This window comes from Agrobacterium sp. K11 (assembly GCF_059429395.1).
This window is the reverse complement of sequence record NZ_JCAHRB010000002.1, coordinates 441337-456809: the sequence shown is the minus strand read 5'-3', so window position 1 is coordinate 456809 and position 15473 is coordinate 441337. Positions and strand designations below refer to the sequence as shown.

At 58.5% G+C, this 15473-nt stretch carries 15 protein-coding genes; 3 read left to right on the top strand and 12 right to left on the bottom strand.

The genetic code is table 11. The annotated features are described in order from the left end of the window. Positions 1 to 3 precede the first annotated feature (3 nt). The 9 genes from AC5SEO_RS03710 to aztA all read right to left on the bottom strand — a co-directional run bounded on the left by AC5SEO_RS03710 (position 4) and on the right by aztA (position 9286). A complete protein-coding gene (locus AC5SEO_RS03710; RefSeq protein ID WP_025595914.1) occupies positions 4 to 1080 on the bottom strand; it encodes an ABC transporter ATP-binding protein in 1077 nt (358 codons plus the stop codon). Between the two features lie 4 nt (positions 1081 to 1084). Continuing rightward, the gene (locus tag AC5SEO_RS03705; protein WP_003510396.1) at positions 1085 to 1915 is read right to left on the bottom strand and encodes a carbohydrate ABC transporter permease; all 831 of its coding nucleotides are present in this window, start codon (positions 1913 to 1915) and stop codon (positions 1085 to 1087) included. 3 nt (positions 1916 to 1918) lie between these two features. Further along, a complete protein-coding gene (locus tag AC5SEO_RS03700) occupies positions 1919 to 2863 on the bottom strand; it encodes a carbohydrate ABC transporter permease (RefSeq protein WP_003510618.1) in 945 nt (314 codons plus the stop codon). A gap of 152 nt (positions 2864 to 3015) precedes the next feature. Then, positions 3016 to 4275, bottom strand: a complete 1260-nt coding sequence (locus AC5SEO_RS03695) for an ABC transporter substrate-binding protein (protein ID WP_003510621.1) — start codon at positions 4273 to 4275, stop codon at positions 3016 to 3018. Positions 4276 to 4312: 37 nt separating this feature from the next. After that, on the bottom strand, positions 4313 to 5485 hold the full coding sequence (locus AC5SEO_RS03690) for a PLP-dependent transferase (protein ID WP_025595912.1): 1173 nt from the start codon (positions 5483 to 5485) through the stop codon (positions 4313 to 4315). Further along, a complete protein-coding gene (locus tag AC5SEO_RS03685) occupies positions 5482 to 6174 on the bottom strand; it encodes a FadR/GntR family transcriptional regulator (RefSeq protein ID WP_003510624.1) in 693 nt (230 codons plus the stop codon). Before AC5SEO_RS03685 ends, AC5SEO_RS03690 begins: the two co-directional genes overlap by 4 nt. Positions 6175 to 6597: 423 nt before the next feature. After that, positions 6598 to 7581, bottom strand: a complete 984-nt coding sequence (gene aztC / locus AC5SEO_RS03680) for a zinc ABC transporter substrate-binding protein AztC (RefSeq protein ID WP_174068789.1) — start codon at positions 7579 to 7581, stop codon at positions 6598 to 6600. A gap of 30 nt (positions 7582 to 7611) precedes the next feature. Continuing rightward, a complete protein-coding gene (gene aztB, locus AC5SEO_RS03675; protein WP_029658870.1) occupies positions 7612 to 8478 on the bottom strand; it encodes a zinc ABC transporter permease AztB in 867 nt (288 codons plus the stop codon). Further along, positions 8471 to 9286, bottom strand: coding sequence for a zinc ABC transporter ATP-binding protein AztA (gene aztA / locus AC5SEO_RS03670; RefSeq protein ID WP_112152907.1), 816 nt, complete (start codon positions 9284 to 9286; stop codon positions 8471 to 8473). The genes aztB and aztA overlap by 8 nt, the downstream gene beginning before the upstream one ends. Before the next feature lie 358 nt (positions 9287 to 9644). Between aztA and zigA the strand changes: the two genes are divergently transcribed. Then, complete coding sequence (zigA, locus tag AC5SEO_RS03665; protein ID WP_013761448.1) at positions 9645 to 10850, top strand: zinc metallochaperone GTPase ZigA; 1206 nt, start codon at positions 9645 to 9647, stop codon at positions 10848 to 10850. A gap of 83 nt (positions 10851 to 10933) precedes the next feature. Here the strand turns inward: zigA and AC5SEO_RS03660 are convergent, their stop codons facing one another. The 3 genes from AC5SEO_RS03660 to AC5SEO_RS03650 form a co-directional block, all read right to left on the bottom strand. Continuing rightward, positions 10934 to 11371 carry a YqaA family protein gene (locus AC5SEO_RS03660; protein ID WP_003510639.1) on the bottom strand — a complete coding sequence of 146 codons (438 nt, stop codon included), beginning with the start codon at positions 11369 to 11371 and terminating at the stop codon, positions 10934 to 10936. A gap of 94 nt (positions 11372 to 11465) precedes the next feature. Further along, on the bottom strand, positions 11466 to 11744 hold the full coding sequence (locus tag AC5SEO_RS03655) for a hypothetical protein (RefSeq protein ID WP_013761449.1): 279 nt from the start codon (positions 11742 to 11744) through the stop codon (positions 11466 to 11468). Next, the gene (locus AC5SEO_RS03650) at positions 11741 to 12847 is read right to left on the bottom strand and encodes a CobW family GTP-binding protein (protein ID WP_495363723.1); all 1107 of its coding nucleotides are present in this window, start codon (positions 12845 to 12847) and stop codon (positions 11741 to 11743) included. Before AC5SEO_RS03650 ends, AC5SEO_RS03655 begins: the two co-directional genes overlap by 4 nt. A 355-nt stretch (positions 12848 to 13202) precedes the next feature. Between AC5SEO_RS03650 and ugpB the strand changes: the two genes are divergently transcribed. Continuing rightward, positions 13203 to 14513 carry a sn-glycerol-3-phosphate ABC transporter substrate-binding protein UgpB gene (gene ugpB, locus AC5SEO_RS03645; protein ID WP_025595901.1) on the top strand — a complete coding sequence of 437 codons (1311 nt, stop codon included), beginning with the start codon at positions 13203 to 13205 and terminating at the stop codon, positions 14511 to 14513. Positions 14514 to 14581: 68 nt separating this feature from the next. Further along, positions 14582 to 15463, top strand: a complete 882-nt coding sequence (gene ugpA, locus AC5SEO_RS03640) for a sn-glycerol-3-phosphate ABC transporter permease UgpA (protein WP_495363722.1) — start codon at positions 14582 to 14584, stop codon at positions 15461 to 15463. Positions 15464 to 15473 lie beyond the last annotated feature (10 nt).

The following is a 15473-nucleotide window of genomic DNA, read 5'->3' as shown; positions in this document are numbered from 1 at the left end:
AGTTCAGGCCTCGTCGATCCTGACACCGTTTCGGTCAAAAACATGAAGCCGTTCCTGCGGGAAACCGACCCGCATGGACTTGCCCGGCTGCAACAGCGCACGATCAGACGAAAACAGCTTGAAGGGCAATCCATGCACGGTCAGGTGCAGGATGATGCCGAGACCCGTCGGCTCGACGAGATCGACGGTCGCCTCGACAGCACCATCCGCAGGCGAGACGGTGACATGTTCCGGCCGGATACCGAGTGTGACCGGCTCACCATCGGCAAGCTTCACGTCGCGGCCGAGTTCGAGGCGTGTGCCATCGCCAAGCACGACGAAACTACCGCCATTCTCCCGTCCGAGCCGTCCTTCCAGAAAATTCATGCCCGGCGAACCGATAAATCCAGCGACGAACAGATTGGCTGGGCGATCGTAAAGATCGAGCGGTGCGCCGATCTGCTGCACATGGCCGGCATTCATCGCGACGATACGGGATGCGAGCGTCATCGCCTCGATCTGGTCATGGGTGACATAAACCGAGGTGGCGCCGAGATCAGCATGCATGCGCTTGATTTCGGCCCGCATCTGCTCGCGAAGCCGTGCATCGAGGTTGGAGAGTGGCTCATCGAACAGAAAAGCCTTAGGCTGGCGCACGATGGCCCGGCCCATGGCGACGCGCTGGCGCTGGCCGCCGGAAAGCGCCTTCGGACGGCGTGCCAGATAGGGATCGAGACCGAGTTTCGCCGAAGCACCGGCCACGGCCGCCGCGATTGTTTCCTTGGTGCTGCGGCGCAGGCGCAGGCTGTAGCTCATATTGTCGGCGACGCTCATATGCGGATAAAGCGCATAGGACTGGAACACCATGGCGATATCCCGGTCCTTCGGCTTGCGGTCGTTGACGCGCTCACCGTCGATGGTCAATTCGCCCGCTGAAATCTCCTCCAGACCGGCGATCATTCGCAGCAGTGTCGATTTTCCGCAGCCGGAAGGGCCGACGAGGACGATGAATTCGCCGTCCTCGATCTTCAGATCGACCCCGTGCAGGACCGCAAGGTCGCCATAGGTCTTGCCGACATTCTTCAGCTCGATGGAAGCCATGGGATTATCCTTTCACCGCGCCGGCCGTCAGGCCCTGCACGAGATAACGTTGAATGAGCAGGAAGAAGAGACAGGCCGGAATGAGCGCCAGAACACCCGCCGCCATCATCTGCCCGAAATCGACGGAAAATTTTGAAACGAAGGTCAACAGCCCGACCGGGAATGTGGCGCTCTGGTTGCCCGAAATCAGCATCAGCGCAAACAGCAACTCGCTCCACGCGGCGGTGAAGACGAAGCCCAGCGTCGCAGCGATGCCCGGCAATGTCAGCGGCAGGATGATCTGGCGGAATGCCGTGAAGCGGCTTGCCCCGTCGATCATCGCCGCCTCTTCCAGATCCTTCGGAATACCGTCGAAGAATGACTGCATGAGGAAAGTGGCAAACGGCACGTTGAAGGCGGTGTAGACGATGACGAGACCCGTCAGGCTGTTGGTGAGGCCGAGCGGCGACAGCATCTTGAAGATCGGCGCGACCAGCATGACTAGCGGAAACATCTGGGTAATCAGCATCAGCGCCACGATCCAGTATTTGCCCTTGAAGCGGAACCGCGACAGCGCATAACCGGACAGTGACGAGAGTACCGTAACGGCAAGTGCCGTGGAGCCGGCAACGATGACGCTGTTCTTAAAAAATGTCGGGAAGGCACTGTTTTCTATGACATATCGATAATGATCGAGCGTCGCGTGCGACGGCCACATTCGCACGCCTTCGCTATAAAGCAGGTCATTCGGCGTGACCGAGACCTTGAGCAGCCAGAACAGCGGAAACAGCGCAAAGACGATATAGGCGAGGATCGCCAGGCGATGGGCAAGGGTGAGGAATATCCTTGATGTCATCGGTCAGTCCTTCTCGATAAGGCGTTGGCGCAGGAGCACGATGAGCATGGAATAGGCCAGAAGCAGCACCAGAAGTACCAGCGCGATGGCCGAGGCATAACCGAAATCGAGCCGCCGGAAGGCCTGCGTGAAGATGTAGCTCGCAACGATCTGGGTGCGGTCTGCCGGTCCGCCATTGGTCATGACGATGATGAGATCGGCAAAATTGGCGATCCAGACGGTGCGCAGCAAAACGGTGATGGCGATGGTGGGTGCGAGAAATGGGAGGGTGATGGAGGTGAAGCGCTGCAACGGGTTTGCCCCGTCAATGGAAGCGGCCTCGTAAAGATCACGCGGGATCGCCTGAAGTGCGGCAAGCAATGTGATGGCGAAGAAAGGAATGCCCCACCAGACATTGGCGATGATCGGCCCCCACATGGCAAGCTGCGGATCGGCAAGAATATTGTTGGGCGCGGAGAGAAGCCCGAGCGAGACCATCCAGTGCGGCAGCGGTCCTATGACCGGATTGAACAGCCAAGCCCAGTTGAGACCGGCAAGAAAGGTTGGCACGGCCCATGGAAGAAACACTAGCGCCTGGGCCAGCCCCCTGCCCGCGAACGGCTTGTCCAGCAGCAGCGCCAGAATGAGACCAAAGAAAAACTGCAGGAATACCGAAGCCCCCGTCCACCACAGCGTATTTTTCAGCGCCCGGTAAAAGGCCGCATCCTGCGACAGTGCCTCCAGATGTTTCAAGCCAACGAAACCGCCGGAAAAAGGATTGAGCAGCTGCACGTCGCGAAAAGCATAGGACAGGCCGAGCACCAGCGGCACCAGCATGACGGCAACAATGAGCACGAGAACCGGCGCACTATAGAGCCAGGGTTCGGCCCAGTCGGCAAAACGCTGCATTGCCGGCTTGCCGGCGCGGTTGCGCGCGGCCACGGGTCCGGCGCCATGGGCATAGGACATGATTGATCGCTCCTGATCGGACGGCGGGGCGGACAGGTTTTTCTAACGCTTCTGGCCAGCCGGTCCGCACGTTTTGAAATGGGGCCTGCCGTTTGGGACAGCCCGCAAGAACGGCCGCGCGGGTTCAAACCTCGCGCGGCCAACCGTGTGGTTTATTTGGAGGCGAGGAACTTCTGCTGCGCCTTCGTCATATAGTCAGCCCATTGCTTGGCGAGGTCTTCCGGTGAGATATCGCCAAGAAGCGCTTCCTGCGATGTCTTGATAACCAGTGAATCCTTGAAGAATGCGAATTCCTCAAGATAGGTCGGCATCTTCGTCGGCACGGCGTTCTTGTCCGCCAGTTCGTCGAACCAGCCCTTGAACTGCTCGCTGGCGTAGAAGGGGTCCTTCTCCGCCGACTTGTGCACCGGCAGCGCACCCGTCTTCTTGTTCCACTCGATATTGCCTTCCGGCCCTTCCAGCGTCTCGACCAGTTTCCATGAGAGGTCCTTGTTGGCGGATGCCGACATGATCGACCAGCCGGCGAAACCGATGGTCGGGAAGGTCTTGCCGTCAGGTCCCTTCGGCATGGTCATGACGCCGAAATCTTCCGGCTTCATGCGCTGGGCAATGGCGATAAGGGCGTCCGGATCCTGATCGAGGAAAGCGCAGGTGCCGGAATAAAATCCCGCGACGATCTCGTTGAAGCCCCAGTTGACGCTGTCTTTCGGCGCCAACCCGTTCTTGTAGAGATCGATCACATAGGTCAGGCCTTTCACCCAGCCAGGGCTGTCAAAGGTGGAGGTGCCGTCCTTGGTGAAGAACTCGTTCGATCCCGCCATGGACGCGCCGAACATGACCCAGCCGTTAAGTCCGCCCGGCCCGCCACGCAGGCAATAACCGTATTTGCCGGGAAGTGCTGCGACCTTCTTGGAGGCATCGGCGAATTCGTCGAGCGTCTTCGGCGGCTCCTTCACGCCAGCCTGTTCCAGCAGTTTCTTGTTGTAGAACATGGCCCGGAGATAAAAGCCGTAGGGAAGCATATAGGCCGTGTTCTTCACATCACGGCCGAGTTCCAGCGTGCGTTCACTCAGACCCTTGGTGTATTCCCATTTGGCGAGGTAGGGTTCGAGACTTTCGAGCATGCCGTTATTGGCATAAAGCGAAAGCCAGGTGTCGGGCATTTCCATGACATCAGGCACATCGCCGGCGGAGACCATCGTGGCGAATTTCTGGAAGGCCTCGCTCCAGGGCAGCGAGATGATCTCCACCTTGGTGCCGGGATTGGCAGTTTCGAACTTCGAGACGATGCCCTTCAGCGTTTCCGTCCGTTCGGGACTTGTAATGACCTCGACCAGTTTCAAGGTCGTATCCGCCAGCGCCGTTCCGGTCATCAGGGCGGTAAAGATTGCTGCTGCTACCAGTTTTTTCATGTCGTTCTCCCCTTTTTGTCGTCAGTTTTAAGACGCGTCAGACGGCCGAGGCCGCCTTGATCGCGGGTTCGAGATCGTTCCAGAGCGCTTCTGTGCCCTCCAGTCCGACATGCAGGCGCACGGAACGCGCGCTGATGCCGAACGTGTGGGCGGAGTTTGGCTGCGCCTTCTGTTCAAGCACCACTTCACCCGGGACGATCAGGCTTTCATGCCCACCCCAGGAAACACCCAGTTTGAAAAGCTTGAGGCGGTCGGCAAAAGCGCGCACATCCACCCCTTCCTTGAAAATGAAGGAAAACAGGCCGGACGTACCGTTGAGGCCGGGCGGCAGGCGGTTCGCCAATCCCGGATGACAAACCTTTTCCACCACATCGAGCGCCTGCAGGCGGCTGGCAATATCCAGCGCCGATGCCTGATGCGCCTTCATGCGCAGCGGCAGGGTGCGCAAGCCGCGGATGAGCAGCCACGCATCGAAGGGCGACATCTTGCCACCGAGATAGGGATAGGTCTCTGCACGAATGCGGTCGATCATTGCCTTCGAACCGGCTACCACGCCGGAGACCACATCGCTGTGCCCGCCGAGATATTTCGACGCCGAATGTACGACGAGATCCACACCGAGCGAGATCGGCTGCTGGAAGACAGGGCTTGCCCAGGAATTATCGATGACGGTGACGGCGCCATGGCGCTTGCCGATCGCGGCGAGCGCACCGACATCATGGGCCTCCATCACCCAGCTGGTCGGGCTTTCCATGTAGAAGAGCTTCGCGCCGGGCATAGCCTTTTCAACCGCCGCCTCGTCGCGGCCGTCGACATAGACCACCTCGACATTCATGCGCTTCATGAAGGTGCCAAACAGGCGAAACGCATCGGGATAGACATGGCGCACCGCGACGATGCGGTCACCCGGCGAAACGAAGGAGAGAACGGTGGAGGAAATGGCCGACATGCCGCTGGCGAAGCCAAGCGCATCTTCCGCGCCCTCAAGCTTTGCCAGCATTTCCTCAAACATCCTGACGGTCGGGTTGAGCCCTCGCGTATAGACCGGCCGCACCTTTTCGCCGCGATAGGTTGAAACCATTTCGTCGTAGCTGGAAAAGGTGAAAAGCGAGGTCTGCACAAGCGGCGGGACCACAGCTTCGAAAGCGTGGGTCTCGTCATGGGCGACGATCAGGGAGGCGGGATCGAAGAGATCGTTGCCTTGGTTCATTTCGACATGTCCTTGATATCCTCCTCGACGACAGCGAGGATTTTCAGTGTTTCTTCACGGGCGGTCTCCGCATCGCCGGCGGCGATGGCGTTGAACAGCGTGCGGTGAAAGGGGAAGGAGCGGCTTGCAAAGTCCGGCCGGTCGAAAGGCTTCAGCCAGAAACGTTCAAAACCTTCGCGCATCTGCTCGAGCAGTTGCTTGAACAGCGAATTATGCGTGGCGTCATAGATGGAGAGGTGGAAGGCAAGGTCGGCCTTGCCGGACGTGCCTTCAGCCAGATGCACCCGCTCCATCTCATCGAGCCGCGCTTCCATCGTGGCGATATCCTCCACCGTGCGCCGGCGCGCCGCAGCCATCGAGGCCTCAACCTCGATGCCACGCCGGACTTCCAACGTCATCAACAACGCATCGCGCAGGCTTTCGGCATCGATGGAGATAGGCATATGCACGGTTGCGGCGGAAATCGGCTTAAGCAGATAATTGCCGCTGCCCTTGCGGCTGTCGATAACGCCCAGCGCCTGAAACTTACGGATGACCTCGCGAATGGTGGAACGGCCGACACCCAGCGCCACCATCAGCTCTCGCTCGGCCGGCAACCGATCTCCAGCCTTCAGTCCCGCCCTCTCGACGTAATCGGAAAGGGCCGCCTCGACCTGGCGCACGCGGTCGCTGGGTGGAATAGGCTGCATCAGTTCGCGGCTGGATCTATCCAAGACTTACCCTTTGAATTGGTCTGACATCTTACCATTTCAAACGGTCGGTCGATTGTCAACGGGGAACGCAAGCAGCCTAAACAGGGAGATCACATCCCTGTTGAACCGCGTATTCGGGGAAAAATAGAAGGAAATTAGAGATTTGGGCGTTGGTAACGCTGGAGAAGGCTTACCGGCTGGGCAAAATTTGCGAGACGGCACAATCGACCGTAGGGCCTAGGACAGAAGGAAAAAACTTCTCCTCCGTCGTGCTCGGGCCTATCGCGAGCATCTGCCAGCTATTGATTTTACGATACGTGACTGGATCCCCGGAACGGGCCTGAGGATGACATCGAGTGTGGGGATACGTTAGTCAGGTGTCTGAGGGTGGCTGGTGCCACCCTCGCCCGTTTTGTCTTCTTACTGGCTAAGCACGGCCGCCTTGATGGTATCGATGTTGTGGTTGACCATATCGATATAGGTTGCGGCCGGGCCGTCGGCTGTCGAGAGCGCGTCGGAATAAAGCGTTCCGCCAACTTTCAGGCCGGTTTCCTTGGCAATCTGATCCATCAACCGCTTGTCGGTGATGTTTTCGACGAAGATCGCCGAGGCCTTGTCGTGCTTGATCTGATCCACCAGCTTGGCGACGTCGGCGGCAGACGCTTCGGAATCCGTCGAGATACCTTCCGGCGCCAGGAATTCGAGACCATAGGCATGCTCGAAATAACCGAAGGCATCATGTGAGGTGATGATGTTGCGTTTTTCCGGCGGAATGGCGGCGATCTCGGTCTTCACCTTCTCGTTCAAAGCCGCGAGCTTCGCGATGTAGGCCTGTGAATTGGCGGTGTAAGTTGCGCAACCGGCCTTGTCGACCTCACAAAATCCGCCGGCGATGTTCTTCACGTATATTTCCGCATTCTTGATTGACTGCCAGGCATGCGGATCGAATTCACCGTGATTGTGTCCCTCATGGTCATGCGCTTCCTCTGCCTTGTGGTCGTGACCCGCCTCTTCCTCGGCTTCCGGATGTGCGTGACCGGCTGGCTCGTCGGAAATCCTGAGGGGTTTCACGCCCTTGGTCAGTTCCACCACCGGCGCCTTTGTGCCGCTGGTATCGATCAGCCGCTTCAGGAAGCCTTCAAATGCAAGGCCGTTCACCAGCACAACATCCGCCTTGCTGACAGCAACGGCATCGGCCGGGCGCGGCTCGTAGACATGCGCGTCGCCGTCAGGTCCGACGATCGTGGTGATTTCGACGCGGTTGCCGCCGACATTCTTCGCGAAGTCGGCAATGATCGAGAAGCTGGCCACGACCTTGAGTTCAGCCGCAGAAGCCTGCGCCATCAGGACCGGGGAAAAGGAGAGAAGGCTTACGCAGGTAGCAAGACGTAGGGTTTGGAACATGAAGGATTCTCCTTTTTTCAAACGCTGTTTTCAGGCCGTTCTGTGACGACCGGAACCGAGAAGATCGCGAAGCACACCGCGTGTGCCGACGACGATGGACAGGACATAGATGACGCCTGCCGACAGGATGATCGCCGGACCTGATGGCAGCGACGCGTGATAGGACAGAAGCAGGCCTGCAAAGCACGAGACCATGCCGATGCCGATCGAGATGAAGCACATTGGCGCGACGCGATTGGACCAGAAGCGGCTGGCGGCAGCGGGCAGCATCATCAGGCCAACCGAAAGCAGGGTTCCGAGCGCCTGAAACCCGCCGACCAGATTGAGGACGACGATGGCGAGGAAGAGGAAGTGCACGGGGCTCCCCCAGTTGCTGACCGAGCGCAGAAACAGGGGATCGAGGCATTCCGCCAGCAGCGCGCGCCAGAAAACCATCATCACCGTCAGCGTTACGACACAGATACCGCCGATCAGGCCGAGCGCTTCATTGTTCAGTGCCAGTACCGTGCCGAAAAGCACATGCATGAGATCGACACTGGAGCCGCGCCAGGAGACGAGCAGCACGCCGAGCGCCAGAGAGATGAGGTAAAAGGCTGCAAGCGAGGCATCCTCTTTCTGGATGGTGAAGCGCGACACCGCACCGGCACCCAGTGCAACCAGAAGACCGACGACCAGCCCGCCGATGGTCATCGGCAAAATCTCCAACCCGTAAAACAGAAAGCCCACCGCCGCCCCCGGCAAAATGGCGTGCGACATGGCATCACCCGTCAGGCTCATGCGGCGCAGCATCAGAAACACCCCGACCGGCCCGCAACTGACAGCAAGGATCAAGGCACCGGCAAGCGCACGCTGCATGAAGACATACTGGATGAATGGCTCGATGAATAAATCAGACATGGATATGCGAATGCGCCTGCGGGTGTTTGGGGAAATCCTGCGGCTTTTCCGCCAGGTCGGCGTTCACCGTCGCTGCTGCGGGTTCGCACCATGGGGCGTCGCCGTCCCATGCCTCGTGAAACCGTCGTGCCTGCTGCATCATTTCGGGCCTTAGAACCTCCCGTGTCGGGCCAAAGCCCACCAACCGTCTGGCAAGCAGAAGCGTTTGCGGAAAATGCTGACGCACCAGCTCGTAGTCATGAAGAACGGCCAGAACCGTGCGCCCCTCGGCAACCCATGCTTTGATCAGCACCATTAGATCGGCGACGGTGCGCTCATCGACAGCGTTGAAGGGCTCATCCAGCAAAATCAGCTGCGCATCCTGCAACATGGCGCGGGCAAAAAGGGCGCGCTGCATCTGGCCGCCGGAGAGTGAATCGATATTGCGTTTTTCAAAGCCAGAAAGTCCGACCACTTCCAGCACATGGGCCATGGCCGCCCGGTCCGACTGGCGATGGCGAGCGAGCAGGCCGCGTTTGGGCCAGAGACCAAGCGCGACCAGATCGCGCACCTGTGCCGGAAAGGAACGGTCGAGTTCAGACTGCTGCGGTAGATAGGCGACGGAAACGCCTGGAGTAACCCGGCATTCACCGCCAAGTGGCTTCAAAATGCCGGCGATGCCCTTCATCAGCGTCGATTTTCCCGACCCATTGGCGCCGATCACCGCCGTGAGCGACCCTTTGGCAATATCGCCATCCAGATGATGCACCGCCGCGCGGCCGGCATATCCGAGTGTCAGATTTTTAAAGGCAAGGCACGGATCGTTCATCGATCCCTCCGGGGCATGATGTCATTTGATGACCCCTCATATGTAATGTTATTACATTCGTCAAACAAATATGTAATGAAATAACATTAACTATCGGAAAGGTAGGTTCCATCTCACATTGGACGACAACCGCGGGATCGCCTCGGGGGGTGTGATCATGCCGAGTTCTGGATTCCCGGGACAAACCAGAGGAGCACCCGGCAAGCAATTTTTTTAAAGCCAGTTGACACGCTGCGCTTATGTAATGTTATTACGTTACAGCCAACAAGCAATGTGGCTACCAGCTCCGTCGTTCTCAAACCGCAAGCCGTGACGACGATGACTCCCACGCTACCACCGCTAATAAAACGAGGCCCGCATGTCGAAAAAACTTCCCGTCACTGTCCTCTCCGGCTTTCTTGGTGCAGGAAAGACAACGCTTCTCAACCATATTCTCGCCAACCGCGACGGTCTGCGGGTCGCGTTGATCGTTAACGACATGAGCGAGATCAATATCGATGCGGCACTTGTGCGAGATGGGGGCGCCAATCTTTCGCGCACCGAGGAACAGCTTGTGGAAATGACCAATGGCTGCATCTGTTGCACGCTGCGCGACGACCTTCTGAATGAGGTACGCGCGCTCGCCGAGCAGGGCCGGTTTGATTATCTGCTGATCGAATCCACCGGCATCGCCGAGCCGCTGCCAGTGGCCGCCACTTTCGATTTTCGCGATGAAAACGGTCGCAGCCTTTCCGATGTCGCGCATCTGGACACGATGGTGACGGTGGTGGATGCCGCCAATCTTCTCAACGACTACGGTTCCTCTGACTTTCTTGCCGACCGCGGTGAGACGGCAGGCGAAGGCGACAACCGAACCATCGTAGACCTCCTGGTCGAGCAGATCGAATTTGCCGATGTCGTCGTCCTCAACAAGATCGGGACCGCGACACCGGATGAGCGGGACGCGGCCCGCAAGATCATCGTCGGGCTGAACCCGGATGCGAAACTCATCGAAGCCGATTTCGGCAAGGTGGAACTGAAGGAGGTGCTGGGCACCGGCCGCTTCGATTTCGCCAAGGCTGAAGAACACCCGCTGTGGTTCAAGGAGTTGCACGGTTTCAAGGACCACATTCCCGAGACCGAGGAATATGGCATCCGCTCCTTCGTCTACCGCGCCAGGAAGCCTTTCGATCCCGTGCTGTTCCAACGTTTTATCGACCGCGCTTGGCCCGGTGTGGTGCGCGCCAAAGGCTTCTTCTGGCTGGCCACGCGGCCAGCTTATGTCGGCGAGATAAGCCAGGCCGGCGCACTGGTGCGCACCGGCAAGATGGGCCTCTGGTGGTCCGCCGTGCCGAGCGAGCAATGGCCGCGCGAGCAGCAGTTCCTCGACATGATGAAGCCCTATCTCGACCCGGTCTTTGGCGACCGCCGGCAGGAAATCGTCTTCATCGGTTCCGATCCCATGAGCGAAGCGCGCATCCGCGCGCAGCTCGATGCGTGCCTGATTGACACAGATGCCTTCACCCCGGACGCATGGCGACACCTGCCCGACCCCTTCACCAGCTGGGACAGGCAGGCGGCTTGATTGGTTCTCAAATCAGACCTTTTTGACGAGCGGATGCCTCTTTCGCCTTCTCCCCGCCGGGGAGAAGGTCTCGGCAACGCAATTCAAAGAAAATTCAGCGTCACCAGCGTCAGCACAAGATAACGCCCAACCTTGGCAATGGTAACAAGCAGAAGGAAAACCGGCAGCGGCTCCTTCATGATGCCGGCCGCAACCGTCAGCGGATCGCCGATCAGCGGCGCCCAGCTGAGCAGCAGCGACCACTTGCCATAACGCCTGTACCAGTTCTGGGCACGTTGCAGCGCGGCTTCCCCCACAGGAAACCACCGCCGATGCCGGAAGCGTTCGATGCCACGGCCGAGCAGCCAGTTGGCGAGGGATCCGGCGACATTGCCGGCGCTGGCAACAGTAACCAGCAGCCAGACCGGCTGGGACTTCAAAAGGATCAGGCCGGCAAGTGCGGCCTCCGACTGCATGGGCAGGATGGTTGCCGCGACAAAAGCCGTCAGAAACAAACCCGCATATACCGCCAGATCGGCCATTCCGTACCCTTCACATTTAGCGAATCCCGCTGCTCCTGAAGTGCCGGATGACGACACCTGTCGTCAAGCGCCATGGCGTTCGATACAGATGGCCTTACGGCGGATTGGCGGCGACGGATCTGACGATATCATCACGCTCTATATCCAGCAGCGCCTGGTGAATTGAGAATTGCCGGGTTTCGCCGGATGCGGACAAAACGAGGATTACCGTTTCCTTCGGTGGGCAATCCGGCTGTACGCAGGCAATCTCGTTGACGGAAACGATCTCGTCTTCGCGGAGGGCAAGCAGTTCCCGCGTCCAGTGTTTCACAAGACGGGCCTTAGAGACTATTGCAGAGCCGCTGCGTGCAAGCGGATTTGCTCTTGCCGTCATCGGGAAACCCTTCTTGGTGCCTGCGAGGCCAATGCCTCGAAAAGATCGCGGATCGGCTGCTGCGGCATATCCATGCCGATGAGGACAACACGGGTTGCACGGTTGCCATCCGGCCAGCTTTCAAGACGGCTCAGCGGATAAAGCCGGTGCTGCACGGCATGGGCGACCACTGGACCGTCCGGATCATCCGTCGCACCGAAAATTCCCTTGAGCCGCAGCAGACCGGAATGCACATTGCTGGTGACGAGTTCGAGAAAGGTAACGATCGCCTGCGGATCGAAAGCCCCATCGAACGTCAAATCGAATGCCTCTACCCCCGCACCATGACGGTTGATATCGTGCCCGTGCGCGGCATGCAGGAGGAGCCTGTCGGCGGCAAGCCAGCCCGTCACGTCTTCCGGCTTGTTACGCAACGAATAATCCGCCGGCGCAAACAGCGACATCAGATTGAAGTCGCGCGCGTTGCGGTCATGCAGACGCGCGGCAGGATTGAGATCGGAGAGGCTCTCACAGCCCATCTCCGCCCCGTCAGTGAGATCGGTTTTGGTCAAAACAATGTGATCGGCAAAGGCAAGCTGTTTCCAGCCCTCGATGAAACTGTCGAGCATCGCCTGGCCGGAGGTAATGTCGAAAACAGTAACGACACCGGAGAGATGAAAGTGGCGGGCGACGATATGGTCGCGCAGGCCGGCGGCAGGCGTACCGCCGGGAATCAGGCTGTTGATGATCGGCGCAGGATCGGCAAGGCCGGTGGTTTCAATGACGACACGCGATATTTCCGGCACCACCCCTTCCAGAAAGGCCTGATGCAACTCGTAAAGCGAGGTGCGGATATCGCTGGTGGCGGTGCAGCAGATGCAGCCGGTCGTGGTCCTGAAATAACGCTCCGAACCGGTGCGGACCAGGCCGTGATCGATGGGCACCGAACCGAATTCGTTGACGATGACGGCGGCACCACGCATTTCCGGTTCGCTCAGAAGCTCGTTCAGAAGCGTGGTCTTGCCCGCCCCCAGGAAGCCGGTAAGCAGTGTGACAGGCACCGTTCCGGTGGATGGGGTGACAGACGAGACGTCTTCTGGTGCAACCGCCTTCTTCCGCTTCATTCCGAACACATCCGCACCTTCAAGCAGCAAATCTTGGAGAGACTTAATACGTAATGTAATAACATATCAATACCCCTTGTTAGAAGTTCCTCTTGAACATGGCCTCGGCAGACCGCTTCCGGTATCCCGTCCCGAGCCATGCCCACAAGCACACGAAAAAACCAAAGCGGACCCAAAATGGAATAATAAAACCGTTTCGTTCACTTTCGTTTTTTTCGTTCCACCATCTATTGCATTTTCATTAGAGTTCGCTTTAAATCAGACCGCTAATACAGAAAAGCTCGCCCGCAGCTATATCGAGGAGGATAGGCTGCAATAAGGGGCTGTATCTTTTACTGTTTTTAAAATGGGAGGAATCGCCTTGAAAAAACTCAGCTACCGTCTTGCTGCGGCATCTGCACTTTCGTTTTTTGTCACATCGAACGCGTTCGCCGCGACGGAAATTCAGTGGTGGCATGCCATGACCGGCGCCAATAACGAGGTCGTGGACGCGCTCGCGAAAGAGTTCAACGATAGCCAGACAAACTACAAGATCATGCCCGTCTTCAAGGGCACCTATCCGGAAACCCTGAATGCGGGCATTGCGGCCTTCCGCGCCAAGCAGCCGCCGGCGATCATTCAGGTCTTCGACGCCGGTTCCGGCGTGATGATGGGTGCTGCCGGCGCAATCAAACCGGTGGCGGAAGTACTGAAGGAAGGTGGCTACACCTTCAACAAGGACGAATATCTGGCCGGCATCGTCGCCTATTATTCCAAGCCTGACGGCACCATGCTGTCCTTCCCCTATAATTCGTCCTCACCGATCCTGTATTACAACAAGGACACCTTCCAGAAGGCAGGCCTTGACCCGGCAAATCCGCCGAAGACCTGGCCGGAGGTTTTCGAAGCTGCCAAGAAGATCAAGACAAGCGGCGCTGCCCAATGCGGCTTCACCTCAACATGGTTGACCTGGATCCAGACCGAAAACTTTGCCGCATGGAACAACGTCTCCTATGGCAGCAATGAAAACGGGCTGGGCGGCACCGATGTGAAGCTTGCCGTCAACGCGCCGCTCTTCGTCGAACACTTCCAGGCCATTGCCGACCTTGCGAAAGACGGCACCTTCCGTTACGGCGGGCGCACTTCGGAAGCCAAGCAGCTGTTCATGTCCGGCGAATGCGGCATCCTTACCGAATCCTCCGGTGGCCTTGGCGATATCATCAAGACCGGCATGAATTACGGTATCGGCCAGCTTCCCTATTACGAGGGTCATGGTCCGCAGAACACCATTCCCGGCGGCGCGAGCCTCTGGGTCTTCGGCGGCAAGAGCGATGCCGAATATAAAGGTGTGGCCGAGTTCTTCCATTTCCTTTCCCAGACCAAGATCCAGTCTCGTCTGCATCAGGTCTCCGGATACATGCCGGTAACGATCGCGGCCTATGAGGAAACCAAGAAATCCGGCTTCTATGACAAGAATCCCGGCCGCGAAACGCCGCTTCTGCAGATGATGGGCAAGCCACCGACAGAAAACTCCAAGGGCGTGCGCCTCGTGAACCTGCCGCAGGTCCGCGACATCATGAACGAAGAGTTCGAGGCGATGCTGGCCGGCAAGCAGGACGCGAAATCCGCACTCGACAAGATTGTCACGCGCGGTGACGCGGCCATCAAGCAGGCAACCGGCAACTAAACGATCCCTGCCCCCGCCCGCATCCTTACCCGGTGCGGGCGGTATTCCCATTTCATCAGGAGATCGCCGTGCAAAGCGTCGTATTCCCCAACAAGATCCTGCCTTATCTGCTGGTCGCGCCACAGATCATCCTGACGGTGATCTTTTTCTTCTGGCCCGCAAGTCAGGCGCTCTACCAGTCGACCATGCGCGAGGATGCCTTCGGGCTGAACAGCAATTTCGTCGGGCTGGCCAATTTTTCCGCCGTACTTTCGGATGAAAGCTATCTGAACGCGCTGCACGTCACGGTTATTTTCAGCGTCCTGACCGCACTTGTCTCGATGGGGCTGGCATTGCTTCTGGCAACGGCGGCAGACCGCGTGGTGCGCGGCAAGGGTTTTTACCGCACCATGATGATCATGCCCTATGCTGTGGCACCCGCCGTCGCTGGCATGCTCTGGCTGTTCATGTTCAATCCGGCCATGGGAACCTTCTCCTATATCCTGCGCCGCAACGGCATCATGTGGGACCCGCTGCTCAACGGCAATCAGGCCATGCTGCTCGTGGTCGCAGCCGCCGCATGGAAGCAGATCAGCTATAATTTCCTGTTTTTTGTCGCAGGCTTGCAGGCAATTCCGAAATCATTGCTGGAGGCGGCCTCCATTGACGGCGCACGTGGTTCGCGGCGCTTCTGGACTATCGTTTTCCCGCTGCTGGCGCCGACAACCTTCTTCCTGCTGGTCGTCAACACCGTCTATGCCTTCTTCGATACGTTCGGCATCATCCACGCAGTTACCGGCGGCGGCCCTGCCAAGGCGACGGAAACACTGGTCTACAAGGTCTACAATGATGGCTTCGTTAACCTGAACCTCGGCTCTTCCGCCGCGCAATCCGTCATTCTGATCGTGATCGTCATTGCGTTGACCGCCTTCCAGTTCCGCTTCGTCGAGAAGCGCGTGCACTACGGCTGAGGATTTCCTG

Coding starts and splice junctions, on each gene's coding strand:
- AC5SEO_RS03710 (WP_025595914.1), bottom strand. CDS start 1,080: ATGGCTTCCATCGAGCTGAAGAATGTCGGCAAGACCTATGGCGACCTT.
- AC5SEO_RS03705 (WP_003510396.1), bottom strand. CDS start 1,915: ATGACATCAAGGATATTCCTCACCCTTGCCCATCGCCTGGCGATCCTC.
- AC5SEO_RS03700 (WP_003510618.1), bottom strand. CDS start 2,863: ATGTCCTATGCCCATGGCGCCGGACCCGTGGCCGCGCGCAACCGCGCC.
- AC5SEO_RS03695 (WP_003510621.1), bottom strand. CDS start 4,275: ATGAAAAAACTGGTAGCAGCAGCAATCTTTACCGCCCTGATGACCGGA.
- AC5SEO_RS03690 (WP_025595912.1), bottom strand. CDS start 5,485: ATGAACCAAGGCAACGATCTCTTCGATCCCGCCTCCCTGATCGTCGCC.
- AC5SEO_RS03685 (WP_003510624.1), bottom strand. CDS start 6,174: ATGCAGCCTATTCCACCCAGCGACCGCGTGCGCCAGGTCGAGGCGGCC.
- aztC (WP_174068789.1), bottom strand. CDS start 7,581: ATGTTCCAAACCCTACGTCTTGCTACCTGCGTAAGCCTTCTCTCCTTT.
- aztB (WP_029658870.1), bottom strand. CDS start 8,478: ATGTCTGATTTATTCATCGAGCCATTCATCCAGTATGTCTTCATGCAG.
- aztA (WP_112152907.1), bottom strand. CDS start 9,286: ATGAACGATCCGTGCCTTGCCTTTAAAAATCTGACACTCGGATATGCC.
- zigA (WP_013761448.1), top strand. CDS start 9,645: ATGTCGAAAAAACTTCCCGTCACTGTCCTCTCCGGCTTTCTTGGTGCA.
- AC5SEO_RS03660 (WP_003510639.1), bottom strand. CDS start 11,371: ATGGCCGATCTGGCGGTATATGCGGGTTTGTTTCTGACGGCTTTTGTC.
- AC5SEO_RS03655 (WP_013761449.1), bottom strand. CDS start 11,744: ATGACGGCAAGAGCAAATCCGCTTGCACGCAGCGGCTCTGCAATAGTC.
- AC5SEO_RS03650 (WP_495363723.1), bottom strand. CDS start 12,847: ATGAAGCGGAAGAAGGCGGTTGCACCAGAAGACGTCTCGTCTGTCACC.